Source organism: Streptomyces monticola (genome assembly GCF_042665355.1).
Classification (GTDB): domain Bacteria; phylum Actinomycetota; class Actinomycetes; order Streptomycetales; family Streptomycetaceae; genus Streptomyces; species Streptomyces monticola.
Genome location: NZ_JBHTCF010000018.1, coordinates 168,090 through 180,616, shown reverse-complemented (window position 1 = coordinate 180,616; position 12,527 = coordinate 168,090). Strand labels below are relative to the sequence as shown.

At 66.6% G+C, this 12,527-nt stretch carries 13 protein-coding genes and 2 pseudogenes; 6 read left to right on the top strand and 9 right to left on the bottom strand.

The genetic code is table 11. The features are described from left to right. Positions 1-64 precede the first annotated feature (64 nt). Both ACFQVC_RS32945 and ACFQVC_RS32940 read left to right on the top strand, forming a co-directional pair. A complete protein-coding gene (locus ACFQVC_RS32945) occupies positions 65-979 on the top strand; it encodes a replication-relaxation family protein (protein ID WP_381837505.1) in 915 nt (304 codons plus the stop codon). Positions 980-1,258: 279 nt separating this feature from the next. Then, positions 1,259-2,296: an IS110 family RNA-guided transposase gene (locus tag ACFQVC_RS32940; protein ID WP_381837503.1), complete on the top strand. Its 1,038-nt coding sequence runs from the start codon at positions 1,259-1,261 to the stop codon at positions 2,294-2,296. Positions 2,297-2,499: 203 nt separating this feature from the next. Here ACFQVC_RS32940 and ACFQVC_RS32935 read toward each other — a convergent pair whose 3' ends face one another. The 6 genes and pseudogenes from ACFQVC_RS32935 to ACFQVC_RS32910 all read right to left on the bottom strand — a co-directional run bounded on the left by ACFQVC_RS32935 (position 2,500) and on the right by ACFQVC_RS32910 (position 7,352). Then, entirely contained in the window at positions 2,500-2,742 is a 243-nt protein-coding gene (locus ACFQVC_RS32935) for a hypothetical protein (protein WP_381837501.1), read from the bottom strand. 137 nt (positions 2,743-2,879) lie between these two features. Beyond that, positions 2,880-3,590 (bottom strand): hypothetical protein, encoded by a 711-nt coding sequence (locus ACFQVC_RS32930; protein ID WP_381837499.1) that lies wholly within the window; start codon positions 3,588-3,590, stop codon positions 2,880-2,882. A 42-nt stretch (positions 3,591-3,632) separates the two neighbouring features. Continuing rightward, a complete protein-coding gene (locus ACFQVC_RS32925) occupies positions 3,633-3,932 on the bottom strand; it encodes a hypothetical protein (protein ID WP_381837497.1) in 300 nt (99 codons plus the stop codon). 14 nt (positions 3,933-3,946) lie between these two features. Then, a complete protein-coding gene (locus tag ACFQVC_RS32920; RefSeq protein WP_381837495.1) occupies positions 3,947-4,684 on the bottom strand; it encodes a hypothetical protein in 738 nt (245 codons plus the stop codon). A 1,785-nt stretch (positions 4,685-6,469) separates the two neighbouring features. Next, positions 6,470-6,757, bottom strand: a pseudogene (locus tag ACFQVC_RS32915) (helix-turn-helix domain-containing protein); the annotation flags it as partial. Between the two features lie 67 nt (positions 6,758-6,824). After that, positions 6,825-7,352 (bottom strand): PadR family transcriptional regulator, encoded by a 528-nt coding sequence (locus tag ACFQVC_RS32910; protein ID WP_381837576.1) that lies wholly within the window; start codon positions 7,350-7,352, stop codon positions 6,825-6,827. A 17-nt stretch (positions 7,353-7,369) separates the two neighbouring features. Between ACFQVC_RS32910 and ACFQVC_RS32905 the strand changes: the two genes are divergently transcribed. After that, the gene (locus ACFQVC_RS32905) at positions 7,370-8,059 is read left to right on the top strand and encodes a cysteine hydrolase family protein (protein ID WP_381837493.1); all 690 of its coding nucleotides are present in this window, start codon (positions 7,370-7,372) and stop codon (positions 8,057-8,059) included. A gap of 168 nt (positions 8,060-8,227) precedes the next feature. Here ACFQVC_RS32905 and ACFQVC_RS32900 read toward each other — a convergent pair. Then, positions 8,228-8,663 (bottom strand): annotated as a pseudogene (locus tag ACFQVC_RS32900) (hydroxymethylbilane synthase); the annotation flags it as partial. Positions 8,664-8,837: 174 nt separating this feature from the next. On the opposite strand from ACFQVC_RS32900, the gene ACFQVC_RS32895 reads away from it, so the two are divergent. After that, positions 8,838-9,251 carry a hypothetical protein gene (locus ACFQVC_RS32895; RefSeq protein WP_381837491.1) on the top strand — a complete coding sequence of 138 codons (414 nt, stop codon included), beginning with the start codon at positions 8,838-8,840 and terminating at the stop codon, positions 9,249-9,251. Positions 9,252-9,641: 390 nt separating this feature from the next. Here ACFQVC_RS32895 and ACFQVC_RS32890 read toward each other — a convergent pair whose 3' ends face one another. Continuing rightward, positions 9,642-9,824: a hypothetical protein gene (locus tag ACFQVC_RS32890; RefSeq protein ID WP_381837489.1), complete on the bottom strand. Its 183-nt coding sequence runs from the start codon at positions 9,822-9,824 to the stop codon at positions 9,642-9,644. 263 nt (positions 9,825-10,087) lie between these two features. On the opposite strand from ACFQVC_RS32890, the gene ACFQVC_RS32885 reads away from it, so the two are divergent. Together ACFQVC_RS32885 and ACFQVC_RS32880 are read left to right on the top strand one after the other, a co-directional pair. Then, positions 10,088-10,822 (top strand): XRE family transcriptional regulator, encoded by a 735-nt coding sequence (locus ACFQVC_RS32885; protein ID WP_381837487.1) that lies wholly within the window; start codon positions 10,088-10,090, stop codon positions 10,820-10,822. After that, positions 10,819-11,154 carry an ASCH domain-containing protein gene (locus tag ACFQVC_RS32880; protein ID WP_381837486.1) on the top strand — a complete coding sequence of 112 codons (336 nt, stop codon included), beginning with the start codon at positions 10,819-10,821 and terminating at the stop codon, positions 11,152-11,154. Before ACFQVC_RS32885 ends, ACFQVC_RS32880 begins: the two co-directional genes overlap by 4 nt. 21 nt (positions 11,155-11,175) lie before the next feature. On the opposite strand, the gene ACFQVC_RS32875 is transcribed toward ACFQVC_RS32880, so the two are convergent. Further along, positions 11,176-12,237 carry a hypothetical protein gene (locus ACFQVC_RS32875; RefSeq protein WP_381837484.1) on the bottom strand — a complete coding sequence of 354 codons (1,062 nt, stop codon included), beginning with the start codon at positions 12,235-12,237 and terminating at the stop codon, positions 11,176-11,178. Positions 12,238-12,527: the final 290 nt, after the last annotated feature.

Sequence of the window (12,527 nt, the reverse complement as noted above, 5' to 3'; positions counted from 1 at the left end):
CGTGACCGTGGTCGGGGCCTTACGGTCGGGAGTTGGGTCGGGGTTTGAGGGTTGCCTATGCTTCATGACCCGTTCCACATCCGGTGTTCCGGCCGCCGAGCTGGCCCCGAGTCCCTCCGAACCACTGCGCCTGCAGATCCTGACCGCGCTCGCCCTGCACCGCATGGCCACGACCGGTCAGCTGCGCCTCATGCTCCGGCCGCACGGCTCCCGCCAGTTGATCTCCCGTGCGCTGAACAGACTGCGGTCAACAGGCTTCGTCGGCCTCACCCCGCTGCCGGACTCGGACCGGCCGCGTACACACGCCTGGTACCTCACCTCTGAAGGGTCGCGTGCCACCCGCGATCTCCCCGTCCTGCGCGGGCGTCCTCCGTACCCCATCACCTCGACCACCGCTGCATCGATCAAGACGCCGCACACACTGACCGTCGTACGGACCCACCTGCCATTCGCGGCAGACGCCCGCCGGCTCGGGCACGAGCATGGCCCATGGGACTGGACTCCCGAGGTCGCTCACCCTCTCGGCGAGGGCGAGCGGCTCATAGCCGACGTGGTCCTGCACTACACCCTCGTCGACGGCGAACACCGCCGGAAGCTGCGCGCGTTCGTGGAAGTCGACCGCAGCACCATGAGCAGCGAGCGCCTGGCGGTGAAGCTGATCGAGTACGCGCGGCTTTTCCAGTACGAGGCCCAGCCCGTCGGCCGCCGCAGGCCCGTCTCCGCCGGCCCGGTGTGGCTGCGCTGGTATCCGGTCTTTCCCCGTGTGCTCTTCGTGCTCACCGGCGCTTCCCGCACCCGGCTGCGCGACCGCATCAGCGATCTGCAGGGGATGGTCGCTCAGCACCCGCTCGTCACAGCCCTCGCCCGTGAAGTTCCGCTGGGGGCCGTTGTCCTGGAGGACCTCGAAGAGCACGGTCCGTCCGGGCCGGTGTGGGTGCCCTTGGCCGGGGGCGAGCCTCGCCCCTGGACCGACGTGTGACCCCACCGCCCATGCCGCCCCGGACCGCGCCGATCCTACGAATGACTGTGAGGATTGATCATGGCATCGCTCGGCGGCCTGACCCACCGAATGACTGACGCCTCGGCTGTCCTCTGCTGGAATCGTCGGCCGGCCGGGCGGTGCAGTCATGCACGCGGCCGATCGGGCATCTGTGACCTCATAGGAGCCCGGCCAAAGGTCCCATCACAGTCTTGTCCAGCCGCCCGACCGGCCCGTGTGACCCCTCGCGCATCGCACGGAAGGACAGCAGGACCCAGCATGGCAGACCAGATCTCGGTGGTCGGCGGCGTGGACACCCACACCGACTTCCACCAGGCCGCAGTGATCGACTCCATCGGCCGTCATCTCGCCACAGCGGCATTTCCCACCAACCCCGATGGCTACCGGCATCTGTTGGACTGGATGCGTACACATGGCGACGTCCTGGCCGTCGGAGTTGAAGGCACCGGCGCCTACGGCTCCGAACTCGCCCGATTCCTGCGGGCGAACGCGGTCACCGTCGTGGACGTGGACCGCCCTGACCGCAAGGCCCGGCGGGCCAACGGTAAGTCCGACCCCGTGGACGCCTATGCGGCCGCGACCGCGGTCTTGTCCGGCCGCGCGAGCGGCCGGCCGAAGACCCGCGACGGCATCGTCGAGGCCATCCGGTCCCTGCGCGTGGTCCGCCGCTCGGCCATCAAGTCCCGTACCCAGACGATCAACCAGATTCGCACCCTCATCGTCTCCGCCCCCGCCGAAGTGCGCGAACGTCTGCGCGGTCTGCCCACCTACCAGCTGATCGCGCAGCTCTCCCGCTCCCGCCCCGGAATCGACCCCGCCGACCCGACCTGCGCGGTCCGGACCGCGCTGCGGCGTCTTGCCCGCCGTTATCAGCACCTCACCGAGGAGATAGCCGAGGCCGACGCCGAGCTCGAACCCCTCGTCGCGAAGGCCGCCCCCGGTTTGGTGGAGCTGGTCGGTATCGGCACCGAGACGGCCGCCCAACTCCTGATCACCGCTGGGGACAACCCCGACCGGTTGAAGTCCGAAGCTTCCTTCGCCCACCTCTGCGGAGCATCCCCGATCTCCGCCAGCTCGGGACGGACCAACCGGCACCGGCCCAACCGCGGAGGCGACCGCCAGGCCAACCACGCGCTCCACACCATCGCCCTCGTACGGATGCGCTACGACACCCGCACACGGCTCTACATTGCGCGATGGACAGCCGAAGGCATGACCAAGAAGGACGTCTTCCGGCGATCCGTCGTTCTCAACCACTTCCTGGTCTGGTCGAACTCGGCGATGCCATTGCTGTAGGCCACCTGCTGGGTGCGTTCTGAGGCCCGGCCCTCGGCTCCGAAGCACGTAGGAGGGCTCCCAGTATCTGTCGGGAGCCCTCGAACCGCTGCTGGCTGTCCTTGTGCTCTCTGGTTGCCAGGGATGCAGAAGAATTGCGCGGTCGCTCACAAACCAACCTGAAGTGTCCAGTTGGCGGCCTTCTGTGCTTCGGAGGCTGCACCTCAGAGTTCGTTGATCAGCGCCTGCGCGAGCTCCGGCGCGAGATGCGGATACTGCTTCTTCAATCGACGTGCGACTGCGAAGTTGCCCCGCCTGTACTTCAGCTCCCGCAGGGCCTCGATATCGACCGAAGCGCGGAAGTTTGCGTATGTTCCCCAGGTCTTGGCCAGCCAGTCGCGCTGGCGCCTGCGCATCGCATACGCCTCGGCAACCCCTACGAGGACGAGACCGTTGATGAACAGCACTGCCCCCAACACCGTTGAGTCAACTGGCGGTCCAGTGCAAACGTAAGCGAGAGCAACGGCGGCGAGCCCCGAAGCCAACAATCCGAGTCGTGCTGGGTACACTCTGTTGCCTCTCTGCGTCAGGGTCTTGCTTGCGCTTAGACCGTGCCCTTGGGCCAGCGTCCATCCTCACCGAACGCCTTGGGGTCCCGGGCTTCTGCCTGCACATCGGTAAACGTCTGGGCCTGAGCGGTAAGCAGTGTGACAAGCGCAGCGACCGCAGCCCCTACGTAGGCGCTCGTCGTAAGTGCTGTAGCGGCGGCGGCCCCAATACCGACTGGCGCACCGACACCGGTTGCGGTCGCGGCGCTGGCAGCGACCAGGAGCGATATGAACTTGGCCACGATGGCCGCCAGTGCGAGGTAGAAGGCTCCACCCGCCGCGGCCGAAACGGTGAGTGCTTGACCTACCGTGTCGGCGATGACGCCAACCTGCTCGGCTGCCCCCGACTGGCGAGCGGTGGAGTTCTTGTAGCGCTCGGCCGCCCTGCCTTCCCATTCGTCAGGCGCCTTGAGCTCCCGGAAATGAGTTGCGGATGCGACCGTGCCCATTGCGCTGCGAACTCCCCCTTGCCATTCGAGAGCCCGGTCGTACAGGAGGAAGGGAGCCAGGACTCCCTCCATCAGTTCGCGGATCCTGTTCGCCGTCGCTCGGAGCGATTCGAGGATCTTTCTCACAGCGACGTCGACGACGCGCGCAATGGTGTCAGTTACCCACCAACTGTCGAGCAACTCCCCGACTTCTTGAATCAACCTCTGCTGAAGAGAGGGAAGTTCCTTATCCAGCCCTGTGTTGATCTTCTCGGTCACAGCTTCGTGTTGAGCTCTACTGAATGTCATGAACGCCCCCGTTCAGTAGGTGCCTTCGATGGACCGCGCAGTGTCTGCCTCGCGATTATCATAAGCAGTCGCGTTCTTGATGAGAGCAGTTGCGATCTCTTCTGTTCGGTCCCTGCCTTCTGCGCACCGGTCAGATACAGCTGTGAGCGCCTCCTCGTACTCGTCGACGAGGAGTTGGAATATCCCTGCCTGAACGCGTGACAGGCGGAGGTACTCAACGTTGCGGTGGACGTTGCCCAGTGCTTCGCTCTGCCTGTCCCACATTCGCGCATCGGTGCGCAGTGCATCCGTGATTGTCCGGAGATCCGCCATGGGTCAGAGCCCTTTCAGTAGCCGGCGATGCGCCGGGGGTCGGTGAGGAGCGCCATGGCCTCGGCCAGGAGGGTGTCCACCGTCTGGGAGGTGTTCGCCTCGTTGCCTGATCGTGCGCTCTCCCGAAGGCCCGCAAGAGCGTCGGCCAGAGCTTCGTCGAACGCCCGGTTCAATCTCACCGCCGTCTGATTACTCGCCCATTGGGCGTCGACGTCGCAGGAGGCAAGCGAGCTGCTCGTCAGCGTGATGGTCACATTGCGAGCGGAATCCCGGCCGGTGGCCGTGTGAACGTCTGTGGGTTGGGCGTCCAGGTTGCTCAGGTCTGAGAGGGCGGAGATGACGTCCTCACTGAGTTGACCCATCGACCGCGGGTTCACATGTTGCCAGTCCTGTTGGGTTGTTGACGTAGGGGCAGCCGGCGTCGCGGCCCCAGGGCTGTGTGACGGTTCGCCCCTCTCCAGGTCGTCAAGCTTCCTGTCCAAGTCGGTGCGCTGGAGTCCCTGTGCCCATGCCGCCATGAGCTCCGATGCTGCGGCCTGGCACGCCTCGGCCACAGCCGATCCGAGAGCCTCCGGCCTGCTCCGTCGGTGCCAGTCGGTGGCTACGGAGATGTACTGGGGCAGCCCGTCCTGACCGATCCGGACTTGGACCGCTCCCTGGGCGTCGCTACCCTCCGCAGCCTCCGGCTGGTTGCGCTGCATGGCTCCCATGACTTCGTGGAGGTGCGCGGCTGCCTGCTGGGCCTTCGCCATCTCCTGGAGAATGGCTTCTTCGATACGAATTGTTCAGTCCCCCCTGGGGTCGTTACTGGGTATTTCTGCGGCTACGTGCCACGGCGAAGGTGACGCCGCCGATGACAGCCGCCAAGGCCACAAGTCCGCCGATGGCAAGCGGGAGGAGAGCATCAGAGGTAGAGCCCTCCTCGCCGACAGCCTGACGAGCACCCTCGGAGGAGCCCGCGTTCGGAGAACCGCCAACGCTCTGGGATTCCGAAGGCGACGGGGCCTGCGGCAGCGGGCCCTCCTTCGGTATCAACGTGCATGTCTGCCACGATTTCCCGTTTCCCTCGTCATGTCCCGAGTTGGCCAGTCGGCGGCCTGTAAGAAGATCCAACGCAGGAACGCTTCTGCGGTACGTTCTTCCGAACGTGGTTCAAGTGCAGCGACACAGGCTGCGGTAGACAACGGAACAGTGCCGTCGAACCCAACTTGTGCGCGCCTGGCCTGGACTTCCCCCAAGTGAACTTGTTCGCATTGCCAGCTTGGCGTCAGCGCGCACTACAGCAGAAGTCGGAGTACGCGGGGAGTGGTAAGGCCCGCATGTTGCGCGCGCCTTGCATGGCTGTTGCGAGCCAACAGTGGCGCAAGCGCGTTGCGTCTCGCAGCTCTACGCATGCCTGCAATCGGATCGCCCCCTCCCCATCAGGCGCATTCTGCCTGACCCGTTAGCCGCGTGACCAGGGTGACTTGTGTTGCGCACACAGGCCTGGCCGACATTATTCGCCGCGCACTCAAGGCCCCTCGGGGAGTTGTGAAGCTACGTTCACGCGATGGCTTCAACTCCTTCCTAGAATTGCCCGAAGTGAGACTCCGTCGCTCGGCGTGGCGGGGTTCCCATCGGTCCACACATCTACCCGGGGGACGGGAAAGGGCGCCTTAGCCACGGTTTACGCGAGCATCAAGAGCCGCCGAACGGGCTGGCTTGAAACGATCCTCAGCCCGACCGCAGGCACGCTGCCCCCCCCACCTCCGGGCGCCCATGCTGGGCACCCCCGCCGACCTGCCTACCTCACTCGGCCTCCCCGCCCAAATGGAGAACCTCGAGCGAGGGCTGCAACCCTCAAGCGCACCGGGCCACAGGGCGTGAGTGAATGCAATCAGCCCGAAGAGGAAAATACCGCATCACATTCGCCCCGACTCGCCCCATGAAATCCGGTGGCCATTCGCAAGGTTGCATTGTCTGTGGGAGGTCTCCGGGGCGCCTCCCGGGAGCTGACCCAACGCAGACCTTCGCGCAACTACGCCTGTAGTTGCATCTCCCTCGCGTATACCGCACACTGGTCCGCAGATGCGGCATACCCGTAAACGGATGGCCCGCCGTCGCGTCAGCCGCCAACTGGTTGCGAGTCCTGTTCTGGGGCTACTTCCCACTCAAAACGCTCCAGGCGTTCGAGAGCGCGCAGTCGTCGGGCCACGGGCTCCCTCGGTGCCAGCACCAAGCGAAACAGGGGCAAGCTCCCTACCCAGTAGAAGCCGACACCCAAGGCGACCAAGCAGAACTCGGCTTGCCATGTTCCCGGTTCACTGCCGGGCCTGCCGAGCCACACAAGCGCCAAGATCCCAGCCACGATCAGCATGAAGACGATCAGAGCCCAGGCGAGTGCAAGGAAGTACGAGCGCATCGCCTGCCTACGCGAACCTCCACCTTGGGGTGGTAGCCCTTCAAGGCAACCGCGTGCAGCGCGGACCTGGGCAGCGGTCGGCCGCTCAGGAAGCGACCCGATCGCGGTAAGTGTTTCCTCGACATCGACAGTCAATGATCTCGCGGCGCTCAGGCAGCGTGAAGGTCCTCGGTCGGCCGCCCTTGTACTTCGGGTAGAGGCAGTCGAAGCCGTCGGCATTGAAGTTGTGGATCACGTCCCGGACCCGGTCGTCTCTGGTGAAGGTCACCTCGGCGATCTGCACCACAGGCATGCCCTGCGCGGACAGCCGTACCATCTGGACCCGCCGCCAGGTCACCACCGAGCCGGTGCCCCGGCGGACGATCCGCAGCAGGCGCTGCCCACCATCGTCATCAATCTCTCGGACCCGTGCTGGCTCGGCCATCCCCACAGTCTCTCGGGAAGAGGAGGTGTCCGGGTTCGGAACGGGCGAGGTGCCTGTCGGTGCCGTGTCAGGCCAACACCTCCCGGAGCCAGGACCTTTCGGCGCGGCTGGTAGCGCGGGCGATGGTGAGCATGCCGCGCCGGTAGGGGTCGTCGGTGCCGTCGGCACCCAGGGGACGGTCACCGTCGTGGAAGAAGCTTGCGGGCTGTTCCAGGAACTCCAGTCGGCGGCGCAGTACCGCGTGCTGATCAGCGGCATCGGGCAGGTAAGAGAGGAAGGCCAGGACGGTGAAGTATCGGGTGCTGTCACTGATGTCCAGGCCGTCGGCGTCCCGCAGCCGGCGCAGCAGCTCGCAGTGGCCGGCGTCGGTCAGGCTCAGGGTGTGCCGCCGGGCGGCCGAGGCGCCCGATTCGGTCCGCCGGTTGAGCAGCCCGGCGTGGACCAACCGGTTGATCGCCGGATAGAGGCTGCCGTCGCTGACCGGCCGGGCATGGCCGGACAAGTGAGCTATCCGGTGGCGCAGTTGATAGCCGTGCAGCGGCCCCTCGGCCAGGAATCCCAGGATCGCGAGTTCGAGAAACGAGGTACCACGAATCGATGCAGGAGGCGGGGATGGTGTACACCGAGGAATGGGTGATCACGCGGGCGCGCAACGCTTACGAGCGTGGCCGGGCATCGTTCGACATACGGCCCGAACGGGCGGCACTGCTGGTCATCGACATGCAGGACGAACTCGTCCGGCCCGCCTGGAGTCCCTACTGGGTGCCCGCAGCCACCCGGATGGCACCCCGGTTGCACCAACTGATCGAAGAATGCCGGGCGACCTCCGTCCCGGTGATCTGGACCCTCTTCGACGACACCCACCTCGGCCTGGACCGGCCGCACGCCCTGCGGTTCCTCCCGCACGCCGACACCGACTGGCGCCGACCGGACCCTGCCGAAGTATGGGCCCCGATGGGCCGCCGCCCCGACGAGGCCGTCATCCGCAAGCCCTCCTACGGGGCGTTCTATGACACCCCGCTCGACACGATGCTGCGTAACCTCGGCCGCGACACGGTCATCGTCACGGGAACGCTCACCAACTACTGCTGCGGCACCACGGCCCGGCAGGCATACGAACGCGGCTACAAGGTCGTCTTCGGCTCCGACGTCATGGCCACCGACGACGAGTCCCGGCACGACCCCGAACTCGCCGTCCTGCGCAAGGGATTCGCGCTCGTGCTGACCGCCGAAGAGATCACCAACCCACTGACGGCAGCTACCCCCACCCCACAGGACGAGGAGCGGGCGAACGTTGCCTAATGCGGCACTAGGGCAGGTCGATACTGGCTCTGGCTACCCCAGCAACGTCGGCCGCAGGGCAGTGGTGGTGTCGTACGCCTGCTCCTGGTCGAGGTAGAGCCGGATGAACTTCTCGAGCTCGTCGCTCATGGGCACCCTCAGTCGGGGCATGTGCTGCTGGCCCGGCGATCAATGCGGGATGGAGTCGATGATGTCGCGGGCGCCCTGCTTGAGCAGGGCCAGGGCGACCGAGGTGCCGAGGGTGACGGGGCCGGTGGCGTCGCCCCATTCGTGCGTCGGCGATGCGCTTGCCGTCCGGGGAGAACACGCGGGCGCGCAGGGCGAGTCGGCCGTCGGGTTCGGTGTGGGCGTAGCCGGCGATGGGTGAGTTGCAGTGGCCCTGCAGGACGTGCAGGAGCATGCGTTCGGCGGTGGTCTGGCGCCAGGCGTCGGTGTCGCCGAGACGGGTGATGATCTCGCGGGTGGTGTGATCGTCTTCGCGGACCTGGAGGCCGAGGGTGCCGGCGCCGATGGGCGGGCACATGGTGTGCGGGCTGAGGATCTCGGTAATGCGGTCGGCGTGGCCGATGCGTTCGAGTCCGGAGACGGCCAGGAGCAGGGCGTCGCGTGAGCTTTGGGGGTTAAAAGCAGCTTCTAAGTCAATACCACGCTGGGTGTACAACCTTCCGAGGATGCCACCAGGGTTGTAGCCGAATGCCAACCTCTCGTTCGATTAACCGTGTCGGGCGCCGGGCATAGCCTGGCGCCAACAACAAAACAGGGGGGAACCAGAGTGAGAGTGAAGAAGTCGCTTCGATTTGTTGCCATTCCGCTGGCAGCGGCAGCCATGGCCCTGGCCACCACGGCGGTCGCTCCCGCCGCGGCCGAGACCGCGAAGAGCCCCGCAGCGGCTGAAACCTGCTACGGCAGCGCAGTCGGCTACACCGCTATCGGGACCGGATTCGATACCGCGGAATGGCCTTACGGCGATTGGAAGTACACCACCAAGAACTGCGGCGACATCAATATCAAGACGAACTACAGCCGCTGGGTCCGGGTCTGCTGGAAGTACATACCTTGCGATGATTGGGTGCCCGCATACGCAGGCAAGTGGACCGTCGTCAATACCCACCGGGACTCCATCCCGGATGGATGGGGGTTCTATCTAGAGTTCCAGGGCGGCAATAATTCCACTGGAGCTGTCGCCTTCTGAGGTCCCTCAACTTCAGACTGATGAAGTCCCCTCCCATGGGAGGGGACTTCTTACGTTAGCGACAAATACGAGGGAGAGTCCGTTTCTATTGCCGCGGTACCGAACAGAGTCGCTGCTGGTGGCCTTCACGGCTATGCCGCTGGCCTGCAGGTAGGTGAGGCGACCTGGGCAGCGTACAGCTCGTTGCTGTGTTCCAAGGCGGGCAGGCGGGCAGGAGCGCGGCGGCACGGTGGTGGGGCGCGTCGTAGACGAGGGTGCCCATGACGGTGTGTCGGTGCCGTGCGGCCGCGGCCCCGAGGACCCCATAGCCGAGGATCTGAGGATCGCCGGGCACCAGGGTCTGCGCGACTTCCAGGAGCCAGCGCTCATCGATGAGCAGGACAAACGGCATCACACGGCGCGGCCACTGCTGTGGCCGGCACCGAACCGGGCGGCGAAGGCCGCAGCGTGCTCCTCTGCGAAGGTACCGGCGGCCTCCAGGAAGCGCAGGCGCACGATGTCCTCGGTGAACAGGGCCTGGACCTTCTCCTCGACGCCGATGTGCTCGCTGGCAGCCAGACGCTGCAGCTGCATCGTCGACCTCGATGCGGATTTCCTTCGGTTGCTGTCGCGGCGTGACCGGCCGCCGGATACGGCAGCTTCTCAGGCGCTCTTGCGGGGCTTGCGGGCCGAGGCCTTCTTCGTTGCGGCGGTTTTCTGGGTGGTGGTCTTCTTCGCCGGCTTCTTGGCCGTGGTCTTCTTCTCGGCGCGGGGCGCGAGTGCATGGACGCTGGCGTCGATGCAACGTGGAGGGGGCGAGCCCGTTTTCGATCCGACCTTCCAGGCCGATCCTGGGGATGGCCTGGCTGGCCCATGACCTCGGCAACGCCCGCGCCGGACTCGCCTTCGCCACCGACGCCTACACGCACGCCCAGCAAGCGGGACACGGCGAGCTGTGCGGGTGGGCCATGGACGCCGCGGCCTCCATCAACCTCTACGAGCACCGGCCCGACAGAGCCCGGCAAGCCGCCGAGCGCGGCCTCACGCGTGCGCCGGACTCACACCCGCTGGCTGTGCGGCTGCACGCCCAGGCCGCCCGCGCCGCCGCATCCGAAGGTGACCGAGACACCTTCACTCAAGCCTTTCACCAGGCCGAGGAGGCCTACCGGCTGTTGCCGACCCGGCCCGCGCGGCGCTTCGGCATGGACACCCTGCCGCTCGCGGACTACGCCCTGACCTCGTATCCGGCCAGCGCGCACATCTGGCTCGGCAACCCCGAACAGGCCCGGCAGAGCGCCGAGTCGGCCCTTGCCGCGTACGAGACCGCGCCTGCCGCCTCCCGCTCACCCAGCCGCCAGGCCATCGCCCGCATCGACCTCGCTCACGCCCACGCCCTGCTCGGCTCCCCCGATGACGCACTCGCCCTGGGCCACCAGGCCCTGGACAGCACCCGCGTCGTGGACTCCGTACGCAACCGCGCCCGAGACCTGGCCACCTTCCTCGCCCGCCACTATCCCCGCCTCGACGGCGCGCGCGCCCTCACCGAACGCGCCACCACACCGACGGCCCGACTCACCCGGGGTGCACCGTGACCGAGCGGACGATCAACATCCGCCAGCCGAATCTGAAACTCATCCAGGACGGCATCAAAACCATCGAGGTGCGCGTCGGCTACCCCAGCATGAAGAAGATCACCAGCGGGCAGACGCTCCGCTTCGTCTCCGGCGACGACAGCTGCCTCACCCAAGTCACCGACGTCGTCGAGTACCCCACCTTCGAGGCCATGGTCACCACCGAGGACATCACCGCGATCGGCGGCGACACGAACCGTCAGGAACTGCTGGCAGCCTGCCGCAACATCTACCCGCCCGAGAAGGAGGCACTCGGCGTGCTCGCCATCCACCTCCGCGTGATCAACAGCTGAGGTGGGAGCTCAGCAGCCGATTCAGGGGAAACGCTCCGCGCACACCGTGCACCGCCCGTCACCCTCGGGGTGCGCGCGGCGCGGGCTCGGCCCGGTACACGCCGTGCACGACGGCCAGTTGAGGCAGGCCGGACAGAGGTCCTCCCCCGGGGCCGGTCCCGGGGCGCCGCAGCCCGCGCATTCGACCAGAGCGCGATAGGCCAGAGCATCGTTGACTGGTCGGTCGATGGTCCCGGCCGGCTCCTGCTGTTCGTCGCAGCGTTCGTGTCTGTGGCCGATGCGGCCAGCGGCGATGTCGGGCGGCACCGTCGCCTGTGCGGTGCGCAGGCGCGCCGCGATGATGGCGCCCACCGATGTGCGGATGGGATCAGGCAGCGGCCGGCCGGCGATGACGTGCTCCAGTTGCTCGCGCGTCCACCCGTGGCCCAGCAGCGCCGTGGCCACCGCGCCCTGGTCGTGCAAGGCCTGGCCGGTCAGCAGGAGTTCGGGCCGCTTCGCGCCGATCGCGAGCAGCAGCTGCACCCCCGCAGTCATGCCCGGTCTGTCGGTCGGCCGGCCTGCTTGATCGTTTTCGCGTGCGGGCGCCGGAGGGACGGACGGAAGGACGTCCCTGGTCTTCTGTTTCTTGGTGTTCTTTCTCTTGGTGTTCTTAGTGTGCGCGTTTTCCAGCGCTGGATTATCCAGTGCTGGATTTTGCGACTTAGGTTGCGACCTGCGGGTTTCCGCCTTCGCCGGGGTGGCGCTGCCGTCAAGGGCGTGGAGGTGGGCGGGCAGGTCGGTGATGGCGTAGACGGACTCGCCAAGCGTGCCGTCTGCCCGACGTGCCCGGTGGCGGCTCAGGTAGCCGTACTCCTCGAGTTCCTGGAGCCCGCGGGTGATCGCGCCGCGTTCCTCACGGCCGTGCCGCGCGAGTTCGGCAACCGTGACAGTCCACCCGTCACGGTGCGTGGAGATCAGACCGAAGATCCCCTTCGCCTTGAAGGTCAGCCGCGGATCGCGAAAGAGGGTGTTGGAGATCTGGGTGAAGTGGTCAGCGGCCATGGAGCCGCGGCGGATCCCCGCCCCGAAGCCCGTCATGACCATGCTGCCCATCCTCGGGCGTCGCGGTGAGGCCCGCCGTGGATCGCGCTGAGAGTGGCAAGCGTAGGCATGGGCTCAGTTCATGCGCGGGAGCCGACCGGAAAGACGACCACGAAGGGCGACCAGCTATCACGATCTGGTGACAGCGCGTGGGAGTTGGTGGTGAGCACCGCGTGGTAGGGCCGGCCACGCGGTTGCGCAGTCCGGCTCTCGTGGGTGGCTGCGCACCGGTGCGCAGTCCGGTCCGTCGGTCCCGTGCGCGCCGGTGCGCACGTGACTGCGCAGTGCCGAGG

Excerpts from the sequence above, each read along its gene's own strand:
- ACFQVC_RS32945 (WP_381837505.1), top strand. The coding sequence starts at position 65 with ATGACCCGTTCCACATCCGGTGTTCCGGCCGCCGAGCTGGCCCCGAGT.
- ACFQVC_RS32940 (WP_381837503.1), top strand. The coding sequence starts at position 1,259 with ATGGCAGACCAGATCTCGGTGGTCGGCGGCGTGGACACCCACACCGAC.
- ACFQVC_RS32925 (WP_381837497.1), bottom strand. The coding sequence starts at position 3,932 with ATGGCGGATCTCCGGACAATCACGGATGCACTGCGCACCGATGCGCGA.
- ACFQVC_RS32920 (WP_381837495.1), bottom strand. The coding sequence starts at position 4,684 with ATGGCGAAGGCCCAGCAGGCAGCCGCGCACCTCCACGAAGTCATGGGA.
- ACFQVC_RS32905 (WP_381837493.1), top strand. The coding sequence starts at position 7,370 with ATGGTGTACACCGAGGAATGGGTGATCACGCGGGCGCGCAACGCTTAC.
- ACFQVC_RS32890 (WP_381837489.1), bottom strand. The coding sequence starts at position 9,824 with ATGCAGCTGCAGCGTCTGGCTGCCAGCGAGCACATCGGCGTCGAGGAG.
- ACFQVC_RS32885 (WP_381837487.1), top strand. The coding sequence starts at position 10,088 with ATGGCCTGGCTGGCCCATGACCTCGGCAACGCCCGCGCCGGACTCGCC.
- ACFQVC_RS32875 (WP_381837484.1), bottom strand. The coding sequence starts at position 12,237 with ATGGTCATGACGGGCTTCGGGGCGGGGATCCGCCGCGGCTCCATGGCC.